Here is a 21453-nt window from a genome sequence, read left to right as displayed (position 1 = left end):
CGCGGATAGCGCAGCCTGCCGACGCCGATTCGAGCCGTACACGGATGTACGGCGAGATTAAGCGGAGCGCACTACTGTCCACCCCATGAACCATGCCCCCACGTCGCACCAGGCCGACACGGGGGTCCGCCCCTACCCTCCTTGTAGGACAATCATGGACACCGGCTTGCGCTGTTTTCCGTCAGAAATATCAGCGTCTTGCTGATGATAACTTCGCTGATCGTGCGCTACATTCATTACAGAATGGTTCGCATGTGAAGAGAGAGGTGTTACGAGCTCAAGAACGACATTGTTGAACCAGGGCCATCTGAAGCCACTATGGGGTGACGACAATGAGCGATACGATGAGGTCCCTTACCGCACAGCTTCTGGAGATCCTGTATCGGGATCCGAACCTCCGGCTGGCATGGAAAGACGCGCTGAGCGATTGGATCCTGGATGGATACGCATCAGGCCACGCGCTCAGCAGCCTCGCATTGCTGGGCTATCTGCGGACGGCCCAGCCCGAGGTCTTCTGGCGGTTAACGGACAACCCCCGGGTCAGAGACGAAGTTCTCTCGCTTCTCGTCTAGCCCCCCACCCCCTCCCCCCTCGCCCCCTTTTTGGGGGAGAGGGCGTGGGTGAGGGGGACTTCTGAAATAATGTGGTGCTGGGGGAGCGGACCCACAATGGGGCAAACCGACACTGTTGTCAACGAAAGGCGCTGGAAGATCGTAATCGAATCGGGAGCATAGGCAGCTTGGCAACCATAAAACATTTCAGAAGGAGGAGGACAGAGGATGCTACGGTGCCCTGGCCGCTTCCAGCGCCGCGAGGAGATCCCGGGTAAGGGCCGCGCAGGAAGCGGCAATCGTCTCGGGGTCTTCAAACGGGGCGGCTGCGCGGGCTGCCATCTGCGACCCGAGGGCTCGATGGTCCCCGAACATCGTGCGTAGACAGCCGATAGCGGCCTCGGTCACCTCGCCGGCCATCGGATCTGCGCGGAGGGCGGTGAGTCGCTCGGCAAGTCGCTCGGTGGCCACCCTCCGTAGCAGCCGGAGCACGTCGAGAGCGTCCTTGTCGCGGACTCGCTCACCCTCACCGCGCTCTGCCAGCTTGTGAAGTTTTGCCACCAAGAGCGCGGCGGGTCCAGCTACGGCGATTTCGAAGCAGCGTAGGTCCCCAGGTTCGAACGCCCCCACAGATAGATTGGTGCGATCGACCACGGCCGCCTCCAGTCCCCGGGCCTTGCGCGCCAGCCGGGCGCCGTGTCCCTCCAGCCGCGCGGCGCGCCTTCCAGGCCCACCCAGCGGGTCCGGCACGAGGAAATCGACCATCACCTCACCGACCCTCCCCTGAACCTCGACCGTCTTCGCCCAGATCCCGATATGCTCAGTCCGTCGAAAGCCTGCCGCCTCAAGACACTCGGTCAGGTCGGGGAGGGCGCGAAGCTGAGTCGGGACCAGCGCCAGGTCCGCGTCGAGAGTATAGGGCGCCACGGCAAGGTCGCCTTCGCCGGCGTGGAGGTAAATCGCCTGGGCCCCCACGAGCACCACGGCAGCTCGCTACTCACCGAGGGCCTCGAGGGCGTCGAGAAGTACCCGGCGAGCCGCGACGTAGCCGGGATCAGACACGCCACTCATGCTCGTGATCCGCCATCCAGCTCATGAACGCCTCGGCCTCAGCGGGGCCGCGCCCAGGGCTCGTGAGCAGATCGGCGCAGATCTGGCTTACGGCTGCGAGCCTGAGCCCTTGCCATTCCTGTCCGCGTTCGTAGACCACCGGATCGAAGGGCGACACGAGCAGGACATTCGCACCGATCTCGGCCTGTCTGAGACCCAAGACCTCGCTTGCGGTATCGGGATCGTCGACGTAGCACGTCAGATGCCGCGGTATGGCGACCGGCGTCAGCTTCGCCGCCGCCACCGCCCCCGTGATCGCATAGCGAAGCGACGACCGGCCAAGCCGTTCCTCTATAGCAGCCAGCCCTCGCGGCGCGAGGAAGGCCCGCAGACGCCGCCGGTCAAAGGGCGTATAGTCCTCGACCCAGCGTCGAAGTAGGCGCCGCCAATCGACGGTGAGCACCGGGCCTCGAGGGGCGCGAGTGAGGAGGGCCTCTGCGTCGGCGAGCCGCAGGAGGCGGGACACATAGCCCGGATCGACGCAGGTGCGGTTCGCCAGATCCCGAACGCCCAGCGGGGGCACAAAATCGCAGAGCGCTCGGACCAGGCGGCCGGCCTTGGCGCCCTTGAAGGAGGCCGCGCCTCGGCGTTCAGGAAAGGGGTTCTTATCGAGTCCTGCCGTGGCAATGAACAGCCCCGGTCGCTCGGCCACGAGCCGCACGTTCCCGGTCAGGTCCACATAGCCAATTCCGGCTTCAGTCAAGCGTTCCCGTACCCCTGATGTCAGGAACGGTACGGCGAGAACCCGGATGCCGGGGAGCGTGCCCTGCGCCCGTGAGAAGAGGAGCGGCACGCTCCGAGGCTCAACGCGGTCCTTGTACTCAATAAGCAGTTTAATGGAGGAGCCATCTGGGGCCGCGACGGTAGCGAGAACGTCGACCCCCTCTGGGGAGACTTCATCACCTTGGATAAGCCGCCACCCGGGAGGAAGACGGTCGATAAGTTGCTGTAGGGTCTCTTGAATCTTGCTGTTGCCCATAACGCATTGTTGCACGTTATGGGCAATAAGTCAATACAAGCAACTTCGTTGCTTAATAGCCGATGTTGCCCGATTCGGGCAACAGACTCTCGAACGTGACGATCTTGTTGAGCGGTGCGCACACCTTGGGAAAGAGCATAGGCGGGCGGCATTAGCGAAGCTGAAACTCACCGGATTTCCGGACCCAACTAGCACCACGCATTCTGAGCCGATTGAGGGGATCGCGGCAGGTGTGGCTAACTATGCGGAATAATTGGTGCCGGGGGAGGGAGTCGAACCCTCATGGACCGAAGCCCGCGGGATTTTGAGTCCCGTGCGTCTACCAGTTTCACCACCCCGGCATCTGAGGAAGGAAAAGAGAGGGCTCTTTTTTATCACATCTGCGGACGAATGTCGAGAATCGCGCTCATCTCTCGGCCATCAGTTCGGGCCTCAGAACACCGATGCACGGAAGGTTACGGTAGCGTTGATTGTAATCGAGGCCGTAGCCGACGATAAACTGCTCAGGGATTTCAAACCCCCGATAGGCAATGGGGAGGTCAATAATACGCCGCACCTTTCGGTCCAAGAACGTACAGATCTGCAGACTGGACGGCTGACGGGCCCGAAAGATCTTCAGCAGGTAACTGAGGGTGAGGCCGGTGTCTACAATATCTTCCACCACCAGGAGGTCCCGACCGCTAATACTTTCATCGAGGTCTTTTCTGATGCCGACGACGCCGGAGGCTTTCGTTGCCGGGCCATAGCTTGAAATAGAAATAAAATCGATAGTAAGCGGAATGGATATGGCCCGTGCCAGATCGGCCAGGAAGAACGAGGCCCCCCTCAGCACACCGGCAAGTACCAACTCTCTGCCCACGTAATCCCTCGAAATTGCGGCTCCGAGTTCTCTGATGCGATGCGCAATCGCCTCTTCGGATATCAATACCTCCGCAAGGTCCTGAATCATCGCGTGGTCCATCTCACACTCCGAGAACGTGACAGAAAATTGATCTGTACCCCTTGACACCCATGAGAGCTCGTCCTACATTTAGTGTAGCTCCAAGAGGTCTGAAGGCCACCACCAAGTACCGGGGTGTTTCAGACGGTTCTGGGTTCGAGGGTAACACATCGGGCTAGGTAAGCTGATGGAAAGATCCCCGGTAACCCAGGAGAAGCTGAAAGGGTGTGTTCCTGGGAAAGCATGGAGGCTGACGGGTCACTTGGAGCTACTTTATTTTGCAAGGCCGTATTTGGCAAGTAAGCTCCGATAGTCTCTCCCGTAAAATACCTTCAGCGTGACCGCCGGATACAGCTCTCGAAACCGTCTGATCTTTCGATTCTTCTCCGTGACCAGGCTCTGCTTGAGCGTGGTCAGCTCAATAAAGAGGTCGAAATCGACCAGATAGAAGTCCGGCGAGAAGGCTTCGGTCGCATTGCCCGCCTCATCCCATGCGAGGGGAAATGTCCGAGGTTCATACTCCCATCGTATCTGATAGAAATCCAGGACCCGCGCAAACTCCGCTTCACTGGGATGCGCAAACGGGAGCGGACGGGCCGTCTCAAGCCGGTGTCCGATGTCCTGCCCCCTCCCCGCGAGGTCGGCCGGCTCTACCGCCGGCCTGATGAGACGCATTGCCGCCTCCACACTCAGGCGGTCGGTGTTGATAACCAGATCGTAGTGAACGGCGGCGTCGATATCTTCCCCGTAGTAATGCCGGATAAAGCGCCGTCTGGTCTCATCGCTCTCCTCAATCAGACGCATCGCTGAGCGCTCATCGATACCGCGTTCGTCCATCAGGCGTCTGGCCCGCTCTTTCGCGGCGGCCACAACACGGACGTGCAATGCGCCGGGGAACCCTCGGAAGACACATTGACCCCCGCAATCCAGCACCACCAGATCCTTTTCTGTCGCGAGATTCGTAATGAACGCAGGCAAGAGATCAACATATACCTGATCTGCCGGCGATTGCGCCGATGTCGTGCTGCGCTCTTCTTCATCCACCGCTTCGACATCGGACTGCGAGAGATGCTGCGCCTTCAGCAATTCGACAAGCAGGGCATGGTCGACCAGCGTGAACCCGAGTTCAGCGGCCAGTCGGGCGGCGATCTCGTCGCCGCCGCTGCCGATCTGCCGGGAAATGGTAATGATGGCCATACGATTCGAAGTTCGGTGAAATGAGAGAAGACGACAGAGACGAGATGAACGGCTATTGGCTCTGTCGTTGGGCGATCGGGTAATAATCACGCCGCTGTTGACCCAGATAGATCTGTCTGGGGCGGGCGATCTTCTGTTCCGGGTCGAGGAGCATCTCCTCCCACTGGGCGACCCACCCGGCTGTCCGAGGAATGGCGAAGAGGACCGGGAACATGTCCATCGGAAATTTCATCGCCTCGTAGATCAGACCGGTATAAAAATCGATGTTGGGATAGAGCTTGCGCGCAATAAAGTAGTCGTCCTGCAGGGCGATCCGCTCAAGCTCAAGGGCGATCTCCAGCAAGGGATTTTTTCCGGTCACATCAAAGACCTCTTCGGCCAGCCGCTTGATGACCTTGGCCCTCGGATCGTAGTTCTTATAGATCCGATGTCCGAATCCCATCAACCGCACCTCGCCGGCCTTGACCCGCTTGATATGCGCGGGCACCTTGTCGACAGATCCGATCTCCTTCAGCATTCGCAGCACCGCCTCGTTCGCGCCGCCGTGCAGGGGCCCGTAGAGGGCTGCTATGGCTGCGGCTACAGCCGAGAACGGGTCGACATGAGAACTGCCGACAGAGCGCATCGCGTTGCCGCTGCAGTTCTGTTCGTGATCGGCGTGCAGAACGAACAGGACATCCAGGGCCCGTTCCAACACCGGGTGCGGGTAATATTTCGGCTCCGTCACCCGGAACAGCATATTCAGGAAGTTGCCGGTAAAGCTCAGGCTATTGTCCGGGTAAGCATACGGCAGCCCCCGGCTATGTCGGTAGGCATACGCCGCCAGTGTCGGCATCTTGGCGATCAGACGAATGATCTGCCGGTGGCGGGCCACCGGATCCATGATATTCTTCGCGTCCGGATAGAAGGTCGACAGGGCGCCCACCGTCCCCAGGAGAATCCCCATCGGGTGGGCATCGTAGTGAAACCCATCCATCAGCTTCTTGATATTCTCATGGACCATGGTGTGCCGCGTCACCTCGTTGACGAATGCATCCATCTGTTCGCCGCTGGGGAGCTCGCCATAGATGAGGAGATACGCGGTTTCGAGGAAGGTGCTTTGCTCAGCCAACTGCTCGATCGGATAGCCGCGATGCAGCAAGATCCCCCGTTCGCCGTCGATGAACGTAATCTGGCTCTTGCAGCAGGCGGTGTTGCCAAACGACGGGTCATAGCTCATCAATCCGAAATCGCCGTCCGAACTCTTGATCTGCCGGATATCCATGGCCTTGATCGTCCCGTGTTCGATAGGGATTTCGTACTGTTTCCCGGTGCGGTTATCGATGATCGTCAACGTGTCAGCCATGAAGCTCCTCCTCGCGCCGTGCGATCCCTTTCACATTCCTTTCGTGAACTGTGAAGTTCAGGCAGTGTCTCGTAAGTCAGGTAATTTACGATGTTAATAGTAGCACAACTGAGATGAGGAGAGTATAGGGTACACGACAATTCCGGCCACTCCCGTAATCCTGCGGGTGTGGCAGGAGCCGTCGATATCGCCTCGAACGAACCAGGGGTGTCTCATCGGAGGCGTATCTTACCCGGTCCGTCGCCATCTTCCAAGCGGCAACTTCCCCGAGCGATGATCCTTTCGCAACAAACGTTGACAAGCCTTCGATAATCCTATAAGGGTTTCTTGGTACCGTGTAGTCATGTGCTTGAAATTCGGTACATATTTGCCGACATCATTCCGCCCCCGATCAGGTCGGGGGCCGCATGGCGGGCGCGAGCCGGAATCCAGGAAACCGCGTGAGTTCTGGATTCCCGCTTTCGCGGGAATGACGACACCTGGAGCACCGACTTCTTCACCGGACTGTTGACTCAGGACCCTAGTAGAGGGCGACTTAGTAATCGAAGGCCCTGAGTGGGCCTTTGATTCTCAGCAGCGAATGGAGACCACCAGGATGTTCATCACGGCTTGGCCTACCGCACGGCGAGGGACGATTGAAGTTCGCTTCGGACGGCGCCCAATTCACCGACAGCTACAGGAACGCCGGCGCGGTAGGCGACGACCTTGCCGGAGAAGGGGCTCAGGCGCGGGCCTGGGAGCAGAATACCCAACAGGTTCAGCGGATCGGCCGCGCCGACGATCACCGTCTCCGGATCATCAGATCCTTCGGCTGGGCTCAGGGCAGGCTGGCGGCGGACGGCGCGCAATGCCTCTACCGCCTGGGGCAGGGCAAACTGCTCCCCAACCAGACCGGCGATAAAGCGGCCGCCGCGTATCTCACCTCGGGCCTCAAGCCGCCAGTAGACCTGAAGCAGCTCCCGCCACGAGGGGGCGCGGCCTTCCCGCATCAGCAGCTCGCGCGTGACGACGCCGTATCGCCGCAGACGCTGTCTGGCCATGGCCTCGACGATCTGCTCTTTCGTGGGGTGGACAGTCTGCGTGTCCCGGAGCAGCGACCAGCGTCCAACCGGGATGAGATGCTCGCGCAGCAACCCGCCACGGATCGCACGCACGCGCCGGTGCGGCAAGCGGCGCGCCTCCTGCGGTTTCAGCAGAAGCCGGAGACCGGCAATCCCGTCGCCCGTCACCAGACCTCTGGCGACCAGTTCCCAGAGCGCCTCTTCGGCCTGCGGGGCCAGCAGGCCGACGGCGCGCGCGATATCCGCGAGAAACGACGCACCCCGCTGCTGTAAGTAGGCAACCACGCGGCGCGCTAACGGGGAGAGATCGGCGATGGTCTCCAGTCCCGCTGGTCCCGGTTCGAGAAGCAGGGGCAGATCCGCCCGTAATACGAGCGCCAGCGGCGCCGCGCGTGTGGGGACCCGTCGGCGTTGCGGTCGAGACCGAGCGTGATGCATTCCCTCACCGTTCTCTGTCTCGCACTCCACCGACTCTGGCGCTAATCGCAGGCGGCCCCATGCCACCTCGCCGGACAGGCAGAGCGCTTCCAGCTCATCCGGATTATACAGGGCGATGCGCGCCGGCAGGATATCCCGCTCCCAGGCGTGAGCCGGCAGTTCGAGCCCCTGAAGCTGGCCGATCACCTCCGCGATCCCCTCGCGCCCGTGCAGTTGAGTCCTGCTTGCCACGTGTTGCCACCGTAGGAGGAACCGGACGAAGTCGGCTACGGGAACGGCCTCGATCTCGCGACGCAATCGCCCGATGGTCAGGCGGTGAATGCGGGCAAGCAGTCGGCGCTCGCACCACTCGATCGGCTCCGCAGAAGCACCGGGCCTGAATCGGCCGCGCAGCGCCACCCCGTCAGCCTCCAAGGCCAGGAGCGCGGCCTCCACCTTGCTCAGGTCGAGGCCGAGGCGCGCTGCCAACTCGGGTGCGGTGGTTGGGCCCAGAATCTCCAACCAGCCGTTCAGGATGGCGCGGGTCGCTTCGATCCGGTCCGGATGACCGATTGCCCCGCCGGCAAGAAACGCCGGAGCAGCATCCGGCTCGAAGCACACATGCGGTATGGCGGCGCGAACCAAGGGAATCCGTTCGGTCGCCACCAAGGCTACCATCTGATCTGTAGGGGCGCTGCTTGCTGCGCCCCACTCGGGCAGGGCAAGCCCTGCCCCTACGATACCAAAACGGTTGGTAGGGGCGCTGCTTGCTGCGCCCGGTGTGGGATGCGCGATCGTCCAGCGCACCCGGACAGCACGGCCGTCGGTCATCAGTCGGTCGGCCCAGGCCGACCATTCGCGGGCCGACTCGATCGGCAGGATACCCACGCTCAATAGCAGATCATGCAGCTCATCGGCGTCCCGCACGTCGGGCCACGCCTGTCGACATACCTCATCAATAGCGCTCTGATCCAGGGCGCCGATGCCGCGCTGCAGATCCGGATCGATCCGGCGTAACGCTACGGCGCGGGCGCGTCGTTCCTCCAGGGGTGCGTCGTCCAGGAAGGCGTACGGGTTGGCGTTGAGAATCTCATGACACATCGGCGAAGGAGCCGGTGTATCAACACTCACAGTCCGAATCGTCCCTTCTTCGATCGCCCTGACGACCGCCAACAGGCCGTCGAGGTCCATCGCCTCATGCAGGCAGTCCTTGATCGTCTCGCGGACCAGCGGATGATCGGGAAGCTCGACAGGGCCGAGATGGTTGTCCTGGCAGGCTACCTGCGCCGGGAAGGCGGCCGCCAGCAGGTCCTCCGCCCGCATCCGCTGGATCGGCATCGGGACGCGGCGGCCGCCGCTATGACGCAGCAGCGCCAAGGCGCGGGTGGCGTTCCAGCGCCAGCGGTTGATGAAGATCGGCGACTGGAGGATCGCCTGAATCAGGTCGTCGCGGAACCCATGCGGTGACAGGAGGCCGAAGATACTCTCCAGGGGAAAGGCGTGCTGCTCCCCCAGCGACAGGACGATACCGTCGTCGGTGGCCGCCGCCTGCAACTCGAAGTCGAAGCGGCGGCAGAACCGCTTGCGGAGCAGCAGGCCCAAGGCGCGATTGATCCGCCCGCCGAAAGGGGCGTGCAGGATCAGTTGCATCCCGCCCGACTCATCAAAAAATCGCTCAACCACCACCTGCGTCTGGGTCGGAACCGTCCCCAGGACGGCAATGGTCTCGGCGATGTAGGCGATAAGCTGACCGGCGTCGTCGCGATCCAGGCCCGCTTCGTTCGTGAGCCACGCGGACGCGGCCTCGACGTCGGGGAGCCGCTGCGCGACCGCCTCCCGCAGCTCGGCGACGGCCTGAGAGATCTCGATGGTGCGGCCGGGCGACTCGCCCAGCCAGAATGGGATGTTCGGGGGCGCGCCCTGCGCATCCTCTACCCGGACCCTGCCGGCCTCGATCCGTCGAATCCTCCAGGAGTGGTTGCCCAGGAGGAAGATGTCCCCGGCCAGGCTTTCCACGGCGAAATCTTCATTGACCTTACCCACGAAGGTCCCCGTCGGCTCCTCGATGACATCGTAGTCGGCCGTATCCGGGATAGCGCCGCCGCCGGTGATGGCCGCAAGACGCGCGCCGCGTCGTCCTTTCAGACACCCATGCACCCGATCGCGGTGCAGATGGGCGCCCATGCGTCCACGGCGGGATGAGACGCCCTCCGACAACATCTCGATCATCGCCTCGAAGTCGCATCGAGGGAGAGCATGGTAGGGATAGGCTCGGCGAACCAGTTCCCAGAGTGCCTGCTCCTCGATCTCGCCGGTCGCGGTGATGGCCACGATCTGCTGCGCGAGGATGTCCAACGGGGCGTCCGGAATGGTTACCTGATCCAAGATCCCACGTCGGACCGCCCGGATGGCCGCTGCGCACTGTACCAACTCATCCCGGGTGAGGGGGAACAGGATCCCTTTCGGCGTGGCCCCTAACCAGTGACCGGAGCGGCCCACCCGCTGCAGCAGCGTGGCGATGGCGCGGGGTGCGCCAAGGTGACAGACCAGGTCCACCGCGCCGATATCGATTCCCAGCTCCAGCGACGCGGTGGCCACGATGACCGGAAGGTCGCCCGTCTTCAGACGCATCTCCGCGGCCAGGCGGGTTCGTCGCGACAGGCTGCCGTGATGCGCCTCGACCTTCCCCTCGCCGAGGCGCATGGTGAGCTGATGCGCCACCCGCTCCACCAGGCGACGGGTGTTCACAAATACGATGGTGCTCCGGTGCGTCCTGGCGAGGGCGGCGATCCGATCATAGATCGCCTGTCGCAGTTCGTGGGTCGCGACGTGCGTCAGCGGCTGGTCCGGCAGCTCGATGCGCAGGTCGAGGTCGCGTCGATGCCCCATGTCCACGATGGCGCAATCGGGGGCGCCGTCCGGACGGGAGCGGCCGGCCCCGACGAGCAGGCGGGCGATCTCATCAATCGGCTGCTGTGTGGCGCTCAGCCCGATCCGCTGCAACCGTCGCCCCGCCAACGCGTCGAGCCGCTCCAGCGACAACGCCAGGTGCGGGCCCCGTTTGTCGCCGGCCACCGCATGGATCTCATCGACAATAACGGTGTGAACGGCGGCGAGATAACGCCGGCTGCTCTCGGCGGTCAGAAGGATGTAGAGCGATTCGGGAGTCGTAATCAGGATGTGCGGCGGTCTGCGGATCATCCTGGCGCGCTCGACGGCCGGTGTGTCCCCGGTTCGGACCAGTACCCGAATCTCCCGCAGCGCGAGACCTGCTGCTGCCGCTAAGGCCGTGATTCCCTGCAGTGGTCCCTGAAGGTTCTTCTGAATGTCGCTTCCAAGCGCCTTCAACGGGGAGACGTAGACGACGCCGGTGCAATCCTGCAGCGTGTCGGAGGCGGCCGCACGGACGAGACCATCGATCGCCCACAAAAAAGCCGCGAGGGTCTTCCCCGATCCGGTGGGTGCGGCAATCAGGGTGTCCTGGCCGGCTGCGATACGCGCCCAGCCGGCCGACTGCGGCGCGGTGGGCGAGCCGAATGTCTGCTGAAACCAACGGGTGATCAGCGAATGGAACAGATCGTTCACGACACCTCCATCAGCGAGTATCCACAACCACAATGATCATGAATCCGCATCATGCGCACGAATCATTGTACCATGAGGAAAAGGCGGCACCATGAAGCGGGGAGCATACGGCTTGCAAGAAGCGCCCGGAGAACGAGGCGCTCGATAAGCGACCGGCTGATTTACCGCGTGCGTCGCGTTGGAACCGGCGCGCGGCCGACGATTAGCACTGGTGGACCATCCTCCACCCTCCTGAACCTCTTATCGTCGGCGAGAGGCCCCATGACCCATTCATAGAGGATTCTGGCATCATCGAGAACCGGCTCGCGCGGCGATCCGTAGTACTGTGTCTGCATCGGCTCGTCATACAGCCCGATACAGCCGTGCGAGGCCGGATGCCCGGAAATGTCGCGTCCATGAATCCAGAAGGCGATACCGCTCCTGCTGATATGAAATCGAAGGGCGTAGTTCATCGGATACGGGATGTTGGTCTTCTCAATGGTATAGAGGGACGAACGGTGGCGGTGGTGGACCGCGGTGATGGTGAACTCACCCGTTGGAGTTTCGTTCCCACGCTCGCCTGAGGCAATCGGCGCGGACAACACGAGCCGACCATATTCGTAGGCGCCGAGAAACTGCTCCGCAAGATCGATCAGAATGAACTTGGCCTCTGCTGTTGCTGGGGGATACTCCGGGGGCATTGGCGTAAAGCCGGCGATGTCTTCTAGACGCTTGGGAACCTTCAGAAAGATACCTGGGGCGGTATGACGGCGGTCGATTCGGTTAAATCGCGCCACATCTATCCACCGATCCGCGAACAGGGTTTCCAGCGTCTCGCGGGCGCGCAGGCGTCGACACTCCCATTCGATATTGGCGTCGGTAGGATATCGAATGGTGCAGCCGGAATAGAGCGGGGAGCCTGCACCCCAGAGTTCACTGGGTGCAGAGATCAGCAGGGGGCAAACGATGACGAAGACGATACGCCAAAGCCGGCGTTTGCTCACCAGTACCTGAATCGCCCAGAATCCACGTGGATGAACCCTCTGCGGGGATAGTAACCGACTCCGCCGTGCCTTAACTCCAAGGCCGCCTTCCGAATGACCTTCAAGCCCACCCCGGGAATGCGGAGATCTATGGCCTTGCCGGATTGGTGGAGGCTGTGTCTGGCCACGCGCCGGCTCTTTCGTCGCAGCAATTGATTGTACTCGGGCGATCTGAACCCCGAAATCACGTGAATCTCGTGGCCCCCGCCCAACCGTTTGTCCAGGGCGTTTACGAATTCAATGACGCCGGGATCTATCTTCGTCACTTTATTGGTATAGTGACACCGTAACAGTTGATCGATAGCGCTCAGCGCCTCCACGTCGTATTCGCCGGAGGACTGCCGATAGGTGACATCCAGCCGCTCATGGGTATGGGTATTGTAAAGTGTGAGCCGTGCCTCGGTGGTCGGTGTCATGAGTATCTCCTGCGCCCACACGGGCTTACCGACCAGCGCAAGCGCGGACACGAGAGAGGCCTTCAGAAAGGATCTTCGTGTCCAGTGGTGGTGGGTCGATCCCGACATTTCCTGACCTCCATGGATTTCAGATCGAGTAAGCGTTGTGCCGAGAAACGCGGTCCACCGTACCAAATAACCCGCCTGACCGTCAACCGGAAAATCGACGTTGGAGAAGAATCGAGGCTGATCGCGCAACCCGTTCACGTGTCCGTCATTGCGAGCGACCAACGGGAGCGCGGCAATCTCACCGTTCTGCGCTCGCAATGACGCGTTTCAAGCAGCTATTTTTGTCATGGACAGCTCAAGCAGGTAGCGGATCGAGCCAAACTCGATTACAATAGCCGCCAGACAGGAGCCGAATAAATGCCCAAGACACGCGTGCTGATCGACACCGACCCAGGGATTGATGATGCGCTGGCGCTGATGCTCGCCTTCGCCTCGCCGGAGCTGTCGGTTGAGGCGATCACGACTGTGGCGGGCAATGTCACCGTTGCGCAGGCGACGCGAAACGCCTGTCTGCTGCTCAACCTGATCGATCCGGACCCCCGGCCCCCGGTGGCGAAAGGCGCGGCACACCCCTTGGTACGACCGCTCCGTACCGGCCGCGAGTACCACGGGAACGACGGCCTGGGAGATCTCGCGCGCTTCACAACAGACGACGGGACGCCCCGATACCCCGAACCGCAACAACACCTTGCTCCACAATCCGCTCCGACCCTCATGGCCGAGCTTGTCAGCGCCGCTCCCGGCGAGATGGTCCTGATCTGCATCGGCCCGCTGACCAATCTGGCCATGGCGATTCAGGCCGACCCGGCGGCGATGGCGCAGGTCAAAGAGATCGTGATCATGGGCGGGGCAATCCAGGCGCCGGGCAACGTCACACCTGCGGCGGAGTTCAATCTGTACACCGATCCTGAGGCCGCCAGGCTGGTGTTCACCTCCGGCTTGCCGATGACCCTCGTCCCCCTGGACGTCACACAGCGGGTCCTGCTTACGAGAGAGCTGGTCGACGCCGTCGCCCGACATGTCGGCAGTTGCGCGACCCAGTTCGTCCGCGACATCACTGAGCGACTGTTCGGTATCGAATATGAACAGACCGGGCGGGCCGTAACCCCACTTCACGATCCGCTCGCCGTCGGTGTCGTGGTTGATCCAACGCTGGTGATCCGTCGGCCATTCCATGTTGAGGTGGAGTCAGGCGACGGCCCGGCGAGAGGGATGACCATTGCCGATAGGCGTCAGATCAAAGAGGAACACAGGCAGCCGCCGAACCTTCACGCGTGTACGGAGGTCGACGCCGGACGGTTCACCGCCCTGTTCTTGGAGCGACTATGCCGACCGCCCGTCTGAGTAAAAGAGAAGCTGGGCCGAAAGAGAGTAGCAGTGCGTCGCCAGGGGGTAAAGACGGCTATGGTTGGGGGAAGGCGATGATGATCGAGTCCAGCGAGAGGACCCGGTACTCCACGTTGTTGCGGTAGAAATAGTGCCCTTCAACGCCTTCGGACGCCTCTTCGAAGGCGACAATGGCCTCAAGCGGGGGCATCTCTCGGAAGGAGTTGGATCCTTCGTCAAAACCGTCGCCGGCCATCATAACCTGGCCATATCGGATGGAGGCGCCTCGCGGGCAGTGAATCGTCAGGCTGTCCGGCGGTTCCTGAAGCATTCGGACCACCAGATTGATGCCATAGACCTTAAACGGTGGGCATGAAGCCGACCTGTTGTTCATGTGTTATGATATAACATATTGAACATCCCAAGGAAAGCAGAAAATGGTGACGGTTTCATGCCGTCTCTTCTTGTCGCACAGCAACCGGATTGAATACGATTGAGGTGATATGCCGCGCGAGATCTCGGCAGGGGTGATTCTGTTCAAGCGGACACCGGAGCCCTACTATTTGCTGCTCCATTACGAATCAGGCCACTGGGACTTTCCCAAGGGACACATCGAACCCGGAGAAGACGCGCAACAAACAGCCACCCGCGAGTTGAAGGAAGAGACCGGGATCTCCGAGCTGAGTTTTGTGGCCGGCTACAAACAAACCCTTCGATATTTTTTCCGTCAGAAGGGGATCGGCATCTTCAAGATCGTGATCTACTACCTCGCGGAAACCAATCAGTCCGAGGTCACCCTTTCCCACGAACATATCGGTTTTGAGTGGCTTCCATATGATCTCGCAATGAGCCGGTTAACCTTCAAGAACTCACAGGATCTTCTGGCAAAGGCACATGCCCACGCGCAGACAACGTAGTCGGCGACGCGCAGCGATCAGTGATTACAGCCTTGTTGCCTCGCCTTAATTTTGCCAGGAGTCCTGAAGGTCGAATCGATACAGGCCCTGCTCGTAGGCCATACCGACGGCCTCGTCATACTCCCTCGGCGTGATCATCCGGAGGAAAATAGCTCCCTACTCCTGCGTACCGGCCGGTCCTGCAGATCTTCTTTTCATCCGCCAGACGATCAACCCCGCAATTCCAGGGACAGACCCGGCAACTCTTCAGTGAGGCGACCGCCTCTTCGACCTTCCGATCCAGCTCCCCCGACTCGAAGGTCTTCAGATAGGCCGCCTCAAACGGCTCCGCGATTTGGAATGTTTCAATGATTGTCTTTTGTAGACTCATTCGTCACAATCTGCTGTCTTTGGCATTGGAACCCCATTGTAGCCGCCGGCGAGGGGGGGGAAGAGGGCAAGGGGGTCGCCTTCGTTCAGCGGGGTGTCCGGGTCGGCGTGGATGCCGTTGACAAGAAGCATGGTAGGGTACGGCTTGGGGATGCCAAGCTGGTCGATCACCTGCTCGACCGTCGCGCCATCGGGACAGTCCAAGACGACTGTGCGGCCCTGGGTCCCTTCCGGTAGGTATCGGGCCAGCGACCCGTACAGCGAGACTTCTACTTTCATAGACAAGAGAGTTACAGGCGGTTCGCCAACCGCCGCTGCATTACACTCGACCGGCCTTGTGGACGGCGCGCAGGACCGTGCCCCACCGCACGGTGGCCGGCGCCAGATGGTCCGGTTTCAAGGTAAATGTCGCCCGAGTCCGGATCATGTTGTGGAGAATCCCGGCATCGTCGAACCTGCCCACCAGCATCGCGCCCGTAAGCTGCTCTCCATCGAAGACCAGCTTGCGGTAGATCCGCCTCCGGTCATCGCGAACCTCCCGAATCTGATACCGGCCACCGGGTTGCGCATTCCACGCACCGATCGACACCACCGGCGTCTGCAGGATCGAGGTGACATTCATCGCCATCGACCCCTCGTACGGTGAGGCGACCCCAGCCATGTTCAACCCGGCGATCCGCCCCTGGTTCAGTGCCTCGGGCCAGATGGCGTTGACCACTCGCTCGCCGCTGAACATGTCGACGGTCTCGGCAACATCGCCGGCCGCATAGACTCCGTCGAGACTGGTGCGTTGATAGGCATCTACCACCAGCCCGCGATTTATCTTGACGCCGGTACCATCCAGGAAATCGACGTTTGGCGCGACGCCCGCCGCCATCACCAGAAGCTGACAGGGCATGGTCTCGCCGGTCTCGAGTTTCACGCCGGCGATATGGCCGTTCTTGCCCACCAGTTCCGTCGCCCTGACGCCGCATCGCACCGTCACCCCGGCTTTCCGTAGCTCATCTTCCACCATTGCGGCTGAGACCGCATCGGCCATAGCGGGCATTGTATGTGGCATCTGCTCGATGACGGCGGTCTTGCAGCCGCGACGGATGAGCGCATCAACCGCCTGAATCCCGATCAGGCCTGCGCCGATCACGGCGACCTCTCTGGCCCCTGCGATCGCCTCGTCGATCTGTCTGGCATCAACGTTGGTGATGCAGGTGCAGACACCCTGAAGGTTCGTTCCAGGAATCGGCGGTATGACCGCGTGAGAACCGGACGCGACCAGCAGCTTGTCATAGGCCAGGTTTTCGCCGTTACTCAGCGCGATACGGTGCGCCGAGGGATCGACGGAGAGGGCGGCGACCCCCATGAGCCCACGCACCTGCATCCGGTCGAAGTAGCCGTCGTCCCGCATCCGCATCCCGTCATAACCGACCTCACGCCCGATGAAGTGGGTCAGGCCGACCCGGGAATACAGCGGGAACGGCTCCTTCGAGACCACCGTGATGACGCGGTCCTTGTCCACCTTTCGGATCGCCTCAACCGCCGCGAGCCCCGCCGCGCTCGCCCCGATGATGACGTGATGTTGGTTACCCATTTTCTAAAGCGGTTTATGGCTTTGAGTTTTTAGTTTTCAGTAAACGATCACTAACAACCTAAAACTGGACACTGAACACTGTTAACTATTGGAGAGCCCCCGAGAGCCCTTGACGGACAGCGTGACCTGGTCGAAAGGCGCAAGGGCGGTCTCGAGCCCGTCAAGGCAGGTGATATTTCGTTCATTCACCAGGACCTCGATATTCGGTCGAAGATTTTCGCCTTCAAACAGAAACTCCCGAAACGCGGGTGCCATGATCTTTTTTAGCGCCTGCAAAAGCTGCTCTACTGTGCCCGCATCGACACCAAACGATGACTTTCCTGCAACCTGCCGAATAGCGCCGAGAAATCGGACTTCGGCCATAAAAACCGGGGATAGGGGTTAGGGGCTGGGGGTTAGAGAGAGCTCCCGCAGCTTCTCGGGCGTCGGGACGCCGTCCGGCGTCCACCCGCGAAGCGCATAGTACTCCGGAAGCATCTCGCCAAGGCGGGCGACCCTTCCCTTGGCTGGCCCGGCCGGAATCGGCTCCTCCAGAATGCGAGGGGGCAGCGTGTCGTCCTTGGCGCTGAGGCCGGCCCTGAGGTTGAAGAGGCGCTCGATGTTCCAGATCCGCTCACCGATCGTGATGACCTCGTCTGTCGTATAACCGGCGTCCGTCGCCAGCTCCAACATCGCGTGCAGATCGGCGGGCCCCAGGGCGAAGGTCGTGAATATACAGGTGCCGGTCGAATCGACGAAGGCGGTGGCGTCCTGGGATGCCTTGGACAGCGCCGCCTTCCCTTCGATGGCGAACGGATCGACCTTCCGCGGAACGCCGAATACCTCGGCTGCAATGGTGTAGCCGCGCAGGTGGCAGGCGCCCCGGTTGGAGGTGGCGTACCCCACCGCCATCCCTTGTGCCCCGCGCCCGTCGTAGGCGGCGAACGCCTGCCGTTTGACCCCCATGAACAGCTCCGGGTGGCCATACCGCTCGGCGAGTCGCGCCCCGCCCAGTGCCACAATGGCGCCGAACCCCTCGCCCCTGCCCAGCTTTTCCGTCATCTCCACCAGCGCGTCCGCATCGCCGAAACGCAGCGGGCGGCCGATCTCGCGCTCCGGGATGAACCCGAGCTCGAACAGCTCCATGGCGGTGGCGATGGCTACCCCCGCCTCGATGGTATCCATCCCCAGCTCATTGCACAGGTAGCCGGCCTTGGTGACTGCGCCCAGGTCGCTGACCCCCGTCATGGCGCCAAGGGCCCAGACGGTCTCGTACTCCGGTCCCTCGCCCGACCCCTTAAACTTGCCGGTCTTGACTGCGGTGACCCGCGCGCAGGCAATAGTGCAGGCGAAGCAGCCCTTGTTCCGGATCAGGATCTGATCATGAATGGTCTCACCGCTGATCCGGTCGGCGCCCGCAAACTGGCCGAACCGAAAGTTGTTGGTCGGCATGAAGCCATGGGCGTTGATGACGTTCACGATTCCTGGCGTCCCGTAGACCGGCAGACCCTCGCCCGAGCCCGGTTCCGCCTTGAGCTTCGCGACCGCCTCCAGGCACGCCCGCATGAACGCCTGCGGGTGCGCGATCTTGACCGCACGCGTGCCCCGGAAGACGATCGCCTTCAGGTTTTTCGATCCCATCACCGCGCCCACCCCGGAACGCCCTGCCGCCCGGTGCTTGTCGTTAATGACAGCGGCGGTCAGGCTCAGCGTCTCACCGGCGGGCCCGATGCTGCAGATCTTGGCCTCGGCGTTGGTAGCGGCGCGAAGGGTATCCTCGGTCTTGTGCGTGGACTGCCCCCAGACCTGTGCGGCGTCCCGAATCTCAGCCCGGTCGTTGTTGATCCAGAGGTAAACCGGATGCGGCGCCTTCCCTTCCACAATGATCATGTCGTAGCCGGCATACTTCATCTCGGCGCCGACGTACCCGCCGGAATTGGAGCAGGCGATGCCACCGGTGAGCGGCGACTTGGTGACCACCATGTAGCGGCCGCCGGTCGGGGCATTGGTGCCGGTGAGGGGGCCGGTGGCAAGGATCAGTGTGTTGGCCGGTCCGAGTGGATCGAGCGCCGGGTCGATCTCATCGTACAGGATCTTCGTCGCGAGGCCGCGACCGCCGATGTAGGCCCGGGCGAGCTGCCGGTCCAGCGGCTCCTTCGTCACGCGGCCGTTACTCAAATTGATCCTGAGAATCGTCCCGACCCAGCCCATCAGCCTGCTACCTCCTTGTAGACTTCCTTCATCCGAAGGGCAGTGGCGGCCTGCTTGGCCTTGGGACCGGCGTCCTCATCGGTGAAAAGTAACGCCCCGGGGGTACAGAACTTCACACACTCCGGATCGCCGTCGATCGAGAGACAGAGATCGCACTTCTCAGCCTTCCCGTGGTCGGCATACAGTTCGATCGCGCCAAACGGGCAGGCAAGCACGCACATCTTGCAGCCGACGCATTTGTCGTCGACCACGTAATAGGCCATGTAGTCGTCATTGCGCAGAATAGCGGTGGTGGGGCAGATCTTCGCGCACCAGGCCTCAGTGCACTGGGTGCAGGCGGTGGGAATGTAGACCGCCTCTTCCAGGAAGATGCTCACCTTGATGCGCGAGCGGCTGGGATTGAACTCACCATAGTGCTTTACCGAGCAAGCCAGCTCGCAGGCCCGGCAGGCGGTACACTTTTCGGGGATGATGCTGAGGACCTTCGCCATTTCCACCTCCGTCGACTCTGAATGGAATGCGACTTTCTTCATCTAACCCCACGTCGTCATCCCTGTCAAGCGATTTCAGGGCACGCGCAGCACGGGCTGGACACTACAGGCCTGAATGTTCTCGGCGTCCAAGAAACCCTTTGGCGGTAGCCTAACTTTCGGTTAGATTACTTGCATACAAGGGGTCGGTGTTTGACAGAAGCTGGAGATAAGACAAATGGCGAATCCACACACAGCCAGATTCTGGGAAGTGACTTCTGAAAAAGTTGAGGCGGCTGTTCGCAGAATCATCGAAGTCAGCCGGCCTCAACAACTCATCCTATTCGGCTCGTATATCCGGGGCGAGACAAAGGTCAACAGTGACTTGGATATCCTCGTCGTCGTCCCCGATGATATTAAAAGCCCGCGACAGGAAAGCGTCAGAATCCGGAGGGCGCTCCGCGACATACTTATGCCGATGGATATCCTGGTCGTTCCGCATGGGAGATGGGAGCAGCTAAAAGAGTTGCCTGGGACAGTGTACCGGGAAGCCTGGATGAGGGGAAGAATCGTCTATGAATCCTGAGAACGCCAGAAAGGTTCCCATTTCCCCGGATGAGTGGATGGGGCACGCGGAAAGCGATCTCAGGTTAGCGCGCCTAGCTGCCGGCGATCCCTTCATCCGGCGTGAACAGGTATGTTTTCACGCCCAGCAAGCGGCCGAAAAGGCGATGAAGGCCGCGCTGCTCGCCCGACACATTGAATTCCCGTTGACCCATGACATTGAAGCGCTCCTGCAATTGGCTGAGGAAAGCGGTCTCGTATTGCCTGAAGCCGTCCGAGAGGCCGGACTTCTCACCCCCTATGCGGTACAGACCCGCTATCCCGGCTCTTGGACGAACATAACCGAGTCCGACGTCGATGAAGCCCTGCAAGCTGCCGAACACATGTTGGCATGGGTCAAGAGTATGCTTTCCACAGGTAGGGGAGCGTGAGATGAGCAGGCGAGTCATTTGCCCTCACCTCGTCATTTAACCATAAGCAGCTTGCATGGCGTCGGGGTGGGTTGTCTCCCCTCTCCGAAAGCGCCGCCTTCACAGTGCCATCGTCGTACGTCATCCTTCGCATCGTGCCCTCCGTCAGATATCGGCCCGTGTTGTCACTTCTAGCCCGATACCATCATCCCTATCAAGGGGATTCAAGCTCACCAGGACGTTCTTAGGTTGCACGGGGCCATGCAAGGCATTATGGTTATGTAGAGGACTCGTGCGTACGACGCTGGATAAAAGAAAGGGTGCTGTGGTGTCTTTCTCCGTTGCCTTGATCCCGCTCCTCGCCCTGCTGGCGCTGCTCGTCGCCGCGCCCGCCACCGCGGCGATCGAACTGGTCCCCCTCGTCGGCGGGTTGAGCGCGCCTGTCTATATGACCCATGCCCGCGACGGGACCGGGCGGCTGTTTATTGTCGAGCAGGCGGGCCGGATCAGGGTCCTGCACCCGGGCGCCACCACGTCGACGGTGTTTCTCGACCTCAGCGGGCGGGTCCTCTCCGGCGGTGAGCGGGGGCTGCTCGGCCTCGCCTTCCATCCGCAGTTCGCGGTCAACCGCCGCTTCTTCGTTCACTACACGCGCCAGCCTGATGGCGCGACCGTCATCGCCCAGTATCTGGCCTCGGCAACCATCCCCGACAGCGCCGAGCCCGACGAGACCGTCCTGCTGATGGTCCCGCAGCCCTTCGCCAACCACAATGGGGGGATGCTCGAGTTCGGCCCCGACGGCTTGCTGTACATCGGATTGGGCGACGGGGGCTCGGCGAACGATCCCGACAATCGCGCGCAGAACCTCGACGAGCTGCTCGGCAAGCTCCTGCGCATCGACGTCGATCCCCTGCCGTATGCGTCGCCGCCGGACAACCCCTTCGTCGGCGC

The 21453-nt window shown here is 61.5% G+C and carries 21 protein-coding genes and 1 tRNA gene; 6 read left to right on the top strand and 16 right to left on the bottom strand.

What is annotated here, in order from left to right; all coding sequences use genetic code 11:
- The first annotated feature begins 344 nt into the window (after positions 1-344).
- Positions 345-572 (top strand): hypothetical protein, encoded by a 228-nt coding sequence (locus C3F12_10280; GenBank protein PWB45360.1) that lies wholly within the window; start codon positions 345-347, stop codon positions 570-572.
- A gap of 210 nt (positions 573-782) precedes the next feature.
- Here the strand turns inward: C3F12_10280 and C3F12_10275 are convergent, their stop codons facing one another.
- From C3F12_10275 to C3F12_10235, 9 genes are all read right to left on the bottom strand, one after another.
- The gene (locus tag C3F12_10275) at positions 783-1526 is read right to left on the bottom strand and encodes a hypothetical protein (protein ID PWB45359.1); all 744 of its coding nucleotides are present in this window, start codon (positions 1524-1526) and stop codon (positions 783-785) included.
- 79 nt (positions 1527-1605) lie between these two features.
- Positions 1606-2640 carry a hypothetical protein gene (locus tag C3F12_10270; GenBank protein PWB45358.1) on the bottom strand — a complete coding sequence of 345 codons (1035 nt, stop codon included), beginning with the start codon at positions 2638-2640 and terminating at the stop codon, positions 1606-1608.
- A 254-nt stretch (positions 2641-2894) separates the two neighbouring features.
- Positions 2895-2981: transfer RNA gene (locus C3F12_10265), tRNA-Leu, on the bottom strand.
- 65 nt (positions 2982-3046) lie between these two features.
- Entirely contained in the window at positions 3047-3589 is a 543-nt protein-coding gene (hpt, locus tag C3F12_10260; protein PWB45371.1) for a hypoxanthine phosphoribosyltransferase, read from the bottom strand.
- Positions 3590-3853: 264 nt separating this feature from the next.
- Positions 3854-4777, bottom strand: coding sequence for a hypothetical protein (locus C3F12_10255; GenBank protein ID PWB45357.1), 924 nt, complete (start codon positions 4775-4777; stop codon positions 3854-3856).
- Positions 4778-4829: 52 nt separating this feature from the next.
- Entirely contained in the window at positions 4830-6122 is a 1293-nt protein-coding gene (locus tag C3F12_10250; GenBank protein ID PWB45356.1) for a citrate (Si)-synthase, read from the bottom strand.
- A 614-nt stretch (positions 6123-6736) separates the two neighbouring features.
- A complete protein-coding gene (locus C3F12_10245) occupies positions 6737-11185 on the bottom strand; it encodes a DEAD/DEAH box helicase (GenBank protein ID PWB45355.1) in 4449 nt (1482 codons plus the stop codon).
- Positions 11186-11346: 161 nt separating this feature from the next.
- Positions 11347-12168, bottom strand: coding sequence for a hypothetical protein (locus C3F12_10240; protein PWB45354.1), 822 nt, complete (start codon positions 12166-12168; stop codon positions 11347-11349).
- Positions 12165-12731 (bottom strand): hypothetical protein, encoded by a 567-nt coding sequence (locus C3F12_10235; protein PWB45370.1) that lies wholly within the window; start codon positions 12729-12731, stop codon positions 12165-12167. The genes C3F12_10240 and C3F12_10235 overlap by 4 nt, the downstream gene beginning before the upstream one ends.
- 297 nt (positions 12732-13028) lie before the next feature.
- Here C3F12_10235 and C3F12_10230 point away from each other — a divergent pair, with 297 nt between their 5' ends.
- Positions 13029-14015, top strand: a complete 987-nt coding sequence (locus C3F12_10230) for a nucleoside hydrolase (GenBank protein PWB45353.1) — start codon at positions 13029-13031, stop codon at positions 14013-14015.
- A 58-nt stretch (positions 14016-14073) separates the two neighbouring features.
- Here the strand turns inward: C3F12_10230 and C3F12_10225 are convergent, their stop codons facing one another.
- Positions 14074-14328, bottom strand: coding sequence for a hypothetical protein (locus C3F12_10225; protein PWB45352.1), 255 nt, complete (start codon positions 14326-14328; stop codon positions 14074-14076).
- 172 nt (positions 14329-14500) lie between these two features.
- Between C3F12_10225 and C3F12_10220 the strand changes: the two genes are divergently transcribed.
- Positions 14501-14914, top strand: coding sequence for a diadenosine tetraphosphate hydrolase (locus C3F12_10220; protein ID PWB45351.1), 414 nt, complete (start codon positions 14501-14503; stop codon positions 14912-14914).
- A gap of 115 nt (positions 14915-15029) precedes the next feature.
- Here the strand turns inward: C3F12_10220 and C3F12_10215 are convergent, their stop codons facing one another.
- The 6 genes from C3F12_10215 to C3F12_10190 all read right to left on the bottom strand — a co-directional run bounded on the left by C3F12_10215 (position 15030) and on the right by C3F12_10190 (position 19549).
- Positions 15030-15284, bottom strand: a complete 255-nt coding sequence (locus C3F12_10215) for a hypothetical protein (GenBank protein ID PWB45350.1) — start codon at positions 15282-15284, stop codon at positions 15030-15032.
- Positions 15281-15562, bottom strand: coding sequence for a hypothetical protein (locus C3F12_10210; protein PWB45349.1), 282 nt, complete (start codon positions 15560-15562; stop codon positions 15281-15283). The genes C3F12_10215 and C3F12_10210 overlap by 4 nt, the downstream gene beginning before the upstream one ends.
- Before the next feature lie 40 nt (positions 15563-15602).
- Positions 15603-16868 carry a hypothetical protein gene (locus C3F12_10205; protein ID PWB45348.1) on the bottom strand — a complete coding sequence of 422 codons (1266 nt, stop codon included), beginning with the start codon at positions 16866-16868 and terminating at the stop codon, positions 15603-15605.
- Between the two features lie 81 nt (positions 16869-16949).
- Positions 16950-17231 carry a molybdopterin synthase sulfur carrier subunit gene (locus C3F12_10200; protein ID PWB45347.1) on the bottom strand — a complete coding sequence of 94 codons (282 nt, stop codon included), beginning with the start codon at positions 17229-17231 and terminating at the stop codon, positions 16950-16952.
- A gap of 18 nt (positions 17232-17249) precedes the next feature.
- The gene (locus tag C3F12_10195) at positions 17250-19058 is read right to left on the bottom strand and encodes an aldehyde ferredoxin oxidoreductase (GenBank protein ID PWB45346.1); all 1809 of its coding nucleotides are present in this window, start codon (positions 19056-19058) and stop codon (positions 17250-17252) included.
- Entirely contained in the window at positions 19058-19549 is a 492-nt protein-coding gene (locus C3F12_10190) for a (Fe-S)-binding protein (protein ID PWB45345.1), read from the bottom strand. The genes C3F12_10195 and C3F12_10190 overlap by 1 nt, the downstream gene beginning before the upstream one ends.
- 217 nt (positions 19550-19766) lie before the next feature.
- Here C3F12_10190 and C3F12_10185 point away from each other — a divergent pair, with 217 nt between their 5' ends.
- The 3 genes from C3F12_10185 to C3F12_10175 all read left to right on the top strand — a co-directional run.
- Positions 19767-20114: a DNA polymerase beta gene (locus C3F12_10185; protein ID PWB45344.1), complete on the top strand. Its 348-nt coding sequence runs from the start codon at positions 19767-19769 to the stop codon at positions 20112-20114.
- 37 nt (positions 20115-20151) lie between these two features.
- On the top strand, positions 20152-20523 hold the full coding sequence (locus tag C3F12_10180; GenBank protein ID PWB45369.1) for a DNA-binding protein: 372 nt from the start codon (positions 20152-20154) through the stop codon (positions 20521-20523).
- Positions 20524-20578: 55 nt separating this feature from the next.
- Positions 20579-21453, top strand: an 875-nt coding sequence (locus C3F12_10175) for a hypothetical protein (protein ID PWB45368.1), incomplete at its 3' end; no start/stop codon positions are given.

Source organism: Candidatus Methylomirabilota bacterium (assembly GCA_003104975.1).
Lineage (GTDB): Bacteria > Methylomirabilota > Methylomirabilia > Methylomirabilales > Methylomirabilaceae > Methylomirabilis.
This window is presented reverse-complemented; position numbering and strand designations above follow the sequence as displayed.

Coding starts and splice junctions, on each gene's coding strand:
- C3F12_10255 (PWB45357.1), bottom strand. CDS start 4,777: ATGGCCATCATTACCATTTCCCGGCAGATCGGCAGCGGCGGCGACGAG.
- C3F12_10270 (PWB45358.1), bottom strand. CDS start 2,640: ATGGGCAACAGCAAGATTCAAGAGACCCTACAGCAACTTATCGACCGT.
- C3F12_10250 (PWB45356.1), bottom strand. CDS start 6,122: ATGGCTGACACGTTGACGATCATCGATAACCGCACCGGGAAACAGTAC.
- C3F12_10280 (PWB45360.1), top strand. CDS start 345: ATGAGGTCCCTTACCGCACAGCTTCTGGAGATCCTGTATCGGGATCCG.
- hpt (PWB45371.1), bottom strand. CDS start 3,589: ATGATTCAGGACCTTGCGGAGGTATTGATATCCGAAGAGGCGATTGCG.
- C3F12_10200 (PWB45347.1), bottom strand. CDS start 17,231: ATGGCCGAAGTCCGATTTCTCGGCGCTATTCGGCAGGTTGCAGGAAAG.
- C3F12_10235 (PWB45370.1), bottom strand. CDS start 12,731: ATGTCGGGATCGACCCACCACCACTGGACACGAAGATCCTTTCTGAAG.
- C3F12_10185 (PWB45344.1), top strand. CDS start 19,767: ATGGCGAATCCACACACAGCCAGATTCTGGGAAGTGACTTCTGAAAAA.
- C3F12_10215 (PWB45350.1), bottom strand. CDS start 15,284: ATGAGTCTACAAAAGACAATCATTGAAACATTCCAAATCGCGGAGCCG.
- C3F12_10190 (PWB45345.1), bottom strand. CDS start 19,549: ATGGCGAAGGTCCTCAGCATCATCCCCGAAAAGTGTACCGCCTGCCGG.
- C3F12_10225 (PWB45352.1), bottom strand. CDS start 14,328: ATGCTTCAGGAACCGCCGGACAGCCTGACGATTCACTGCCCGCGAGGC.
- C3F12_10195 (PWB45346.1), bottom strand. CDS start 19,058: ATGGGCTGGGTCGGGACGATTCTCAGGATCAATTTGAGTAACGGCCGC.
- C3F12_10230 (PWB45353.1), top strand. CDS start 13,029: ATGCCCAAGACACGCGTGCTGATCGACACCGACCCAGGGATTGATGAT.
- C3F12_10210 (PWB45349.1), bottom strand. CDS start 15,562: ATGAAAGTAGAAGTCTCGCTGTACGGGTCGCTGGCCCGATACCTACCG.
- C3F12_10180 (PWB45369.1), top strand. CDS start 20,152: ATGGGGCACGCGGAAAGCGATCTCAGGTTAGCGCGCCTAGCTGCCGGC.
- C3F12_10220 (PWB45351.1), top strand. CDS start 14,501: ATGCCGCGCGAGATCTCGGCAGGGGTGATTCTGTTCAAGCGGACACCG.
- C3F12_10205 (PWB45348.1), bottom strand. CDS start 16,868: ATGGGTAACCAACATCACGTCATCATCGGGGCGAGCGCGGCGGGGCTC.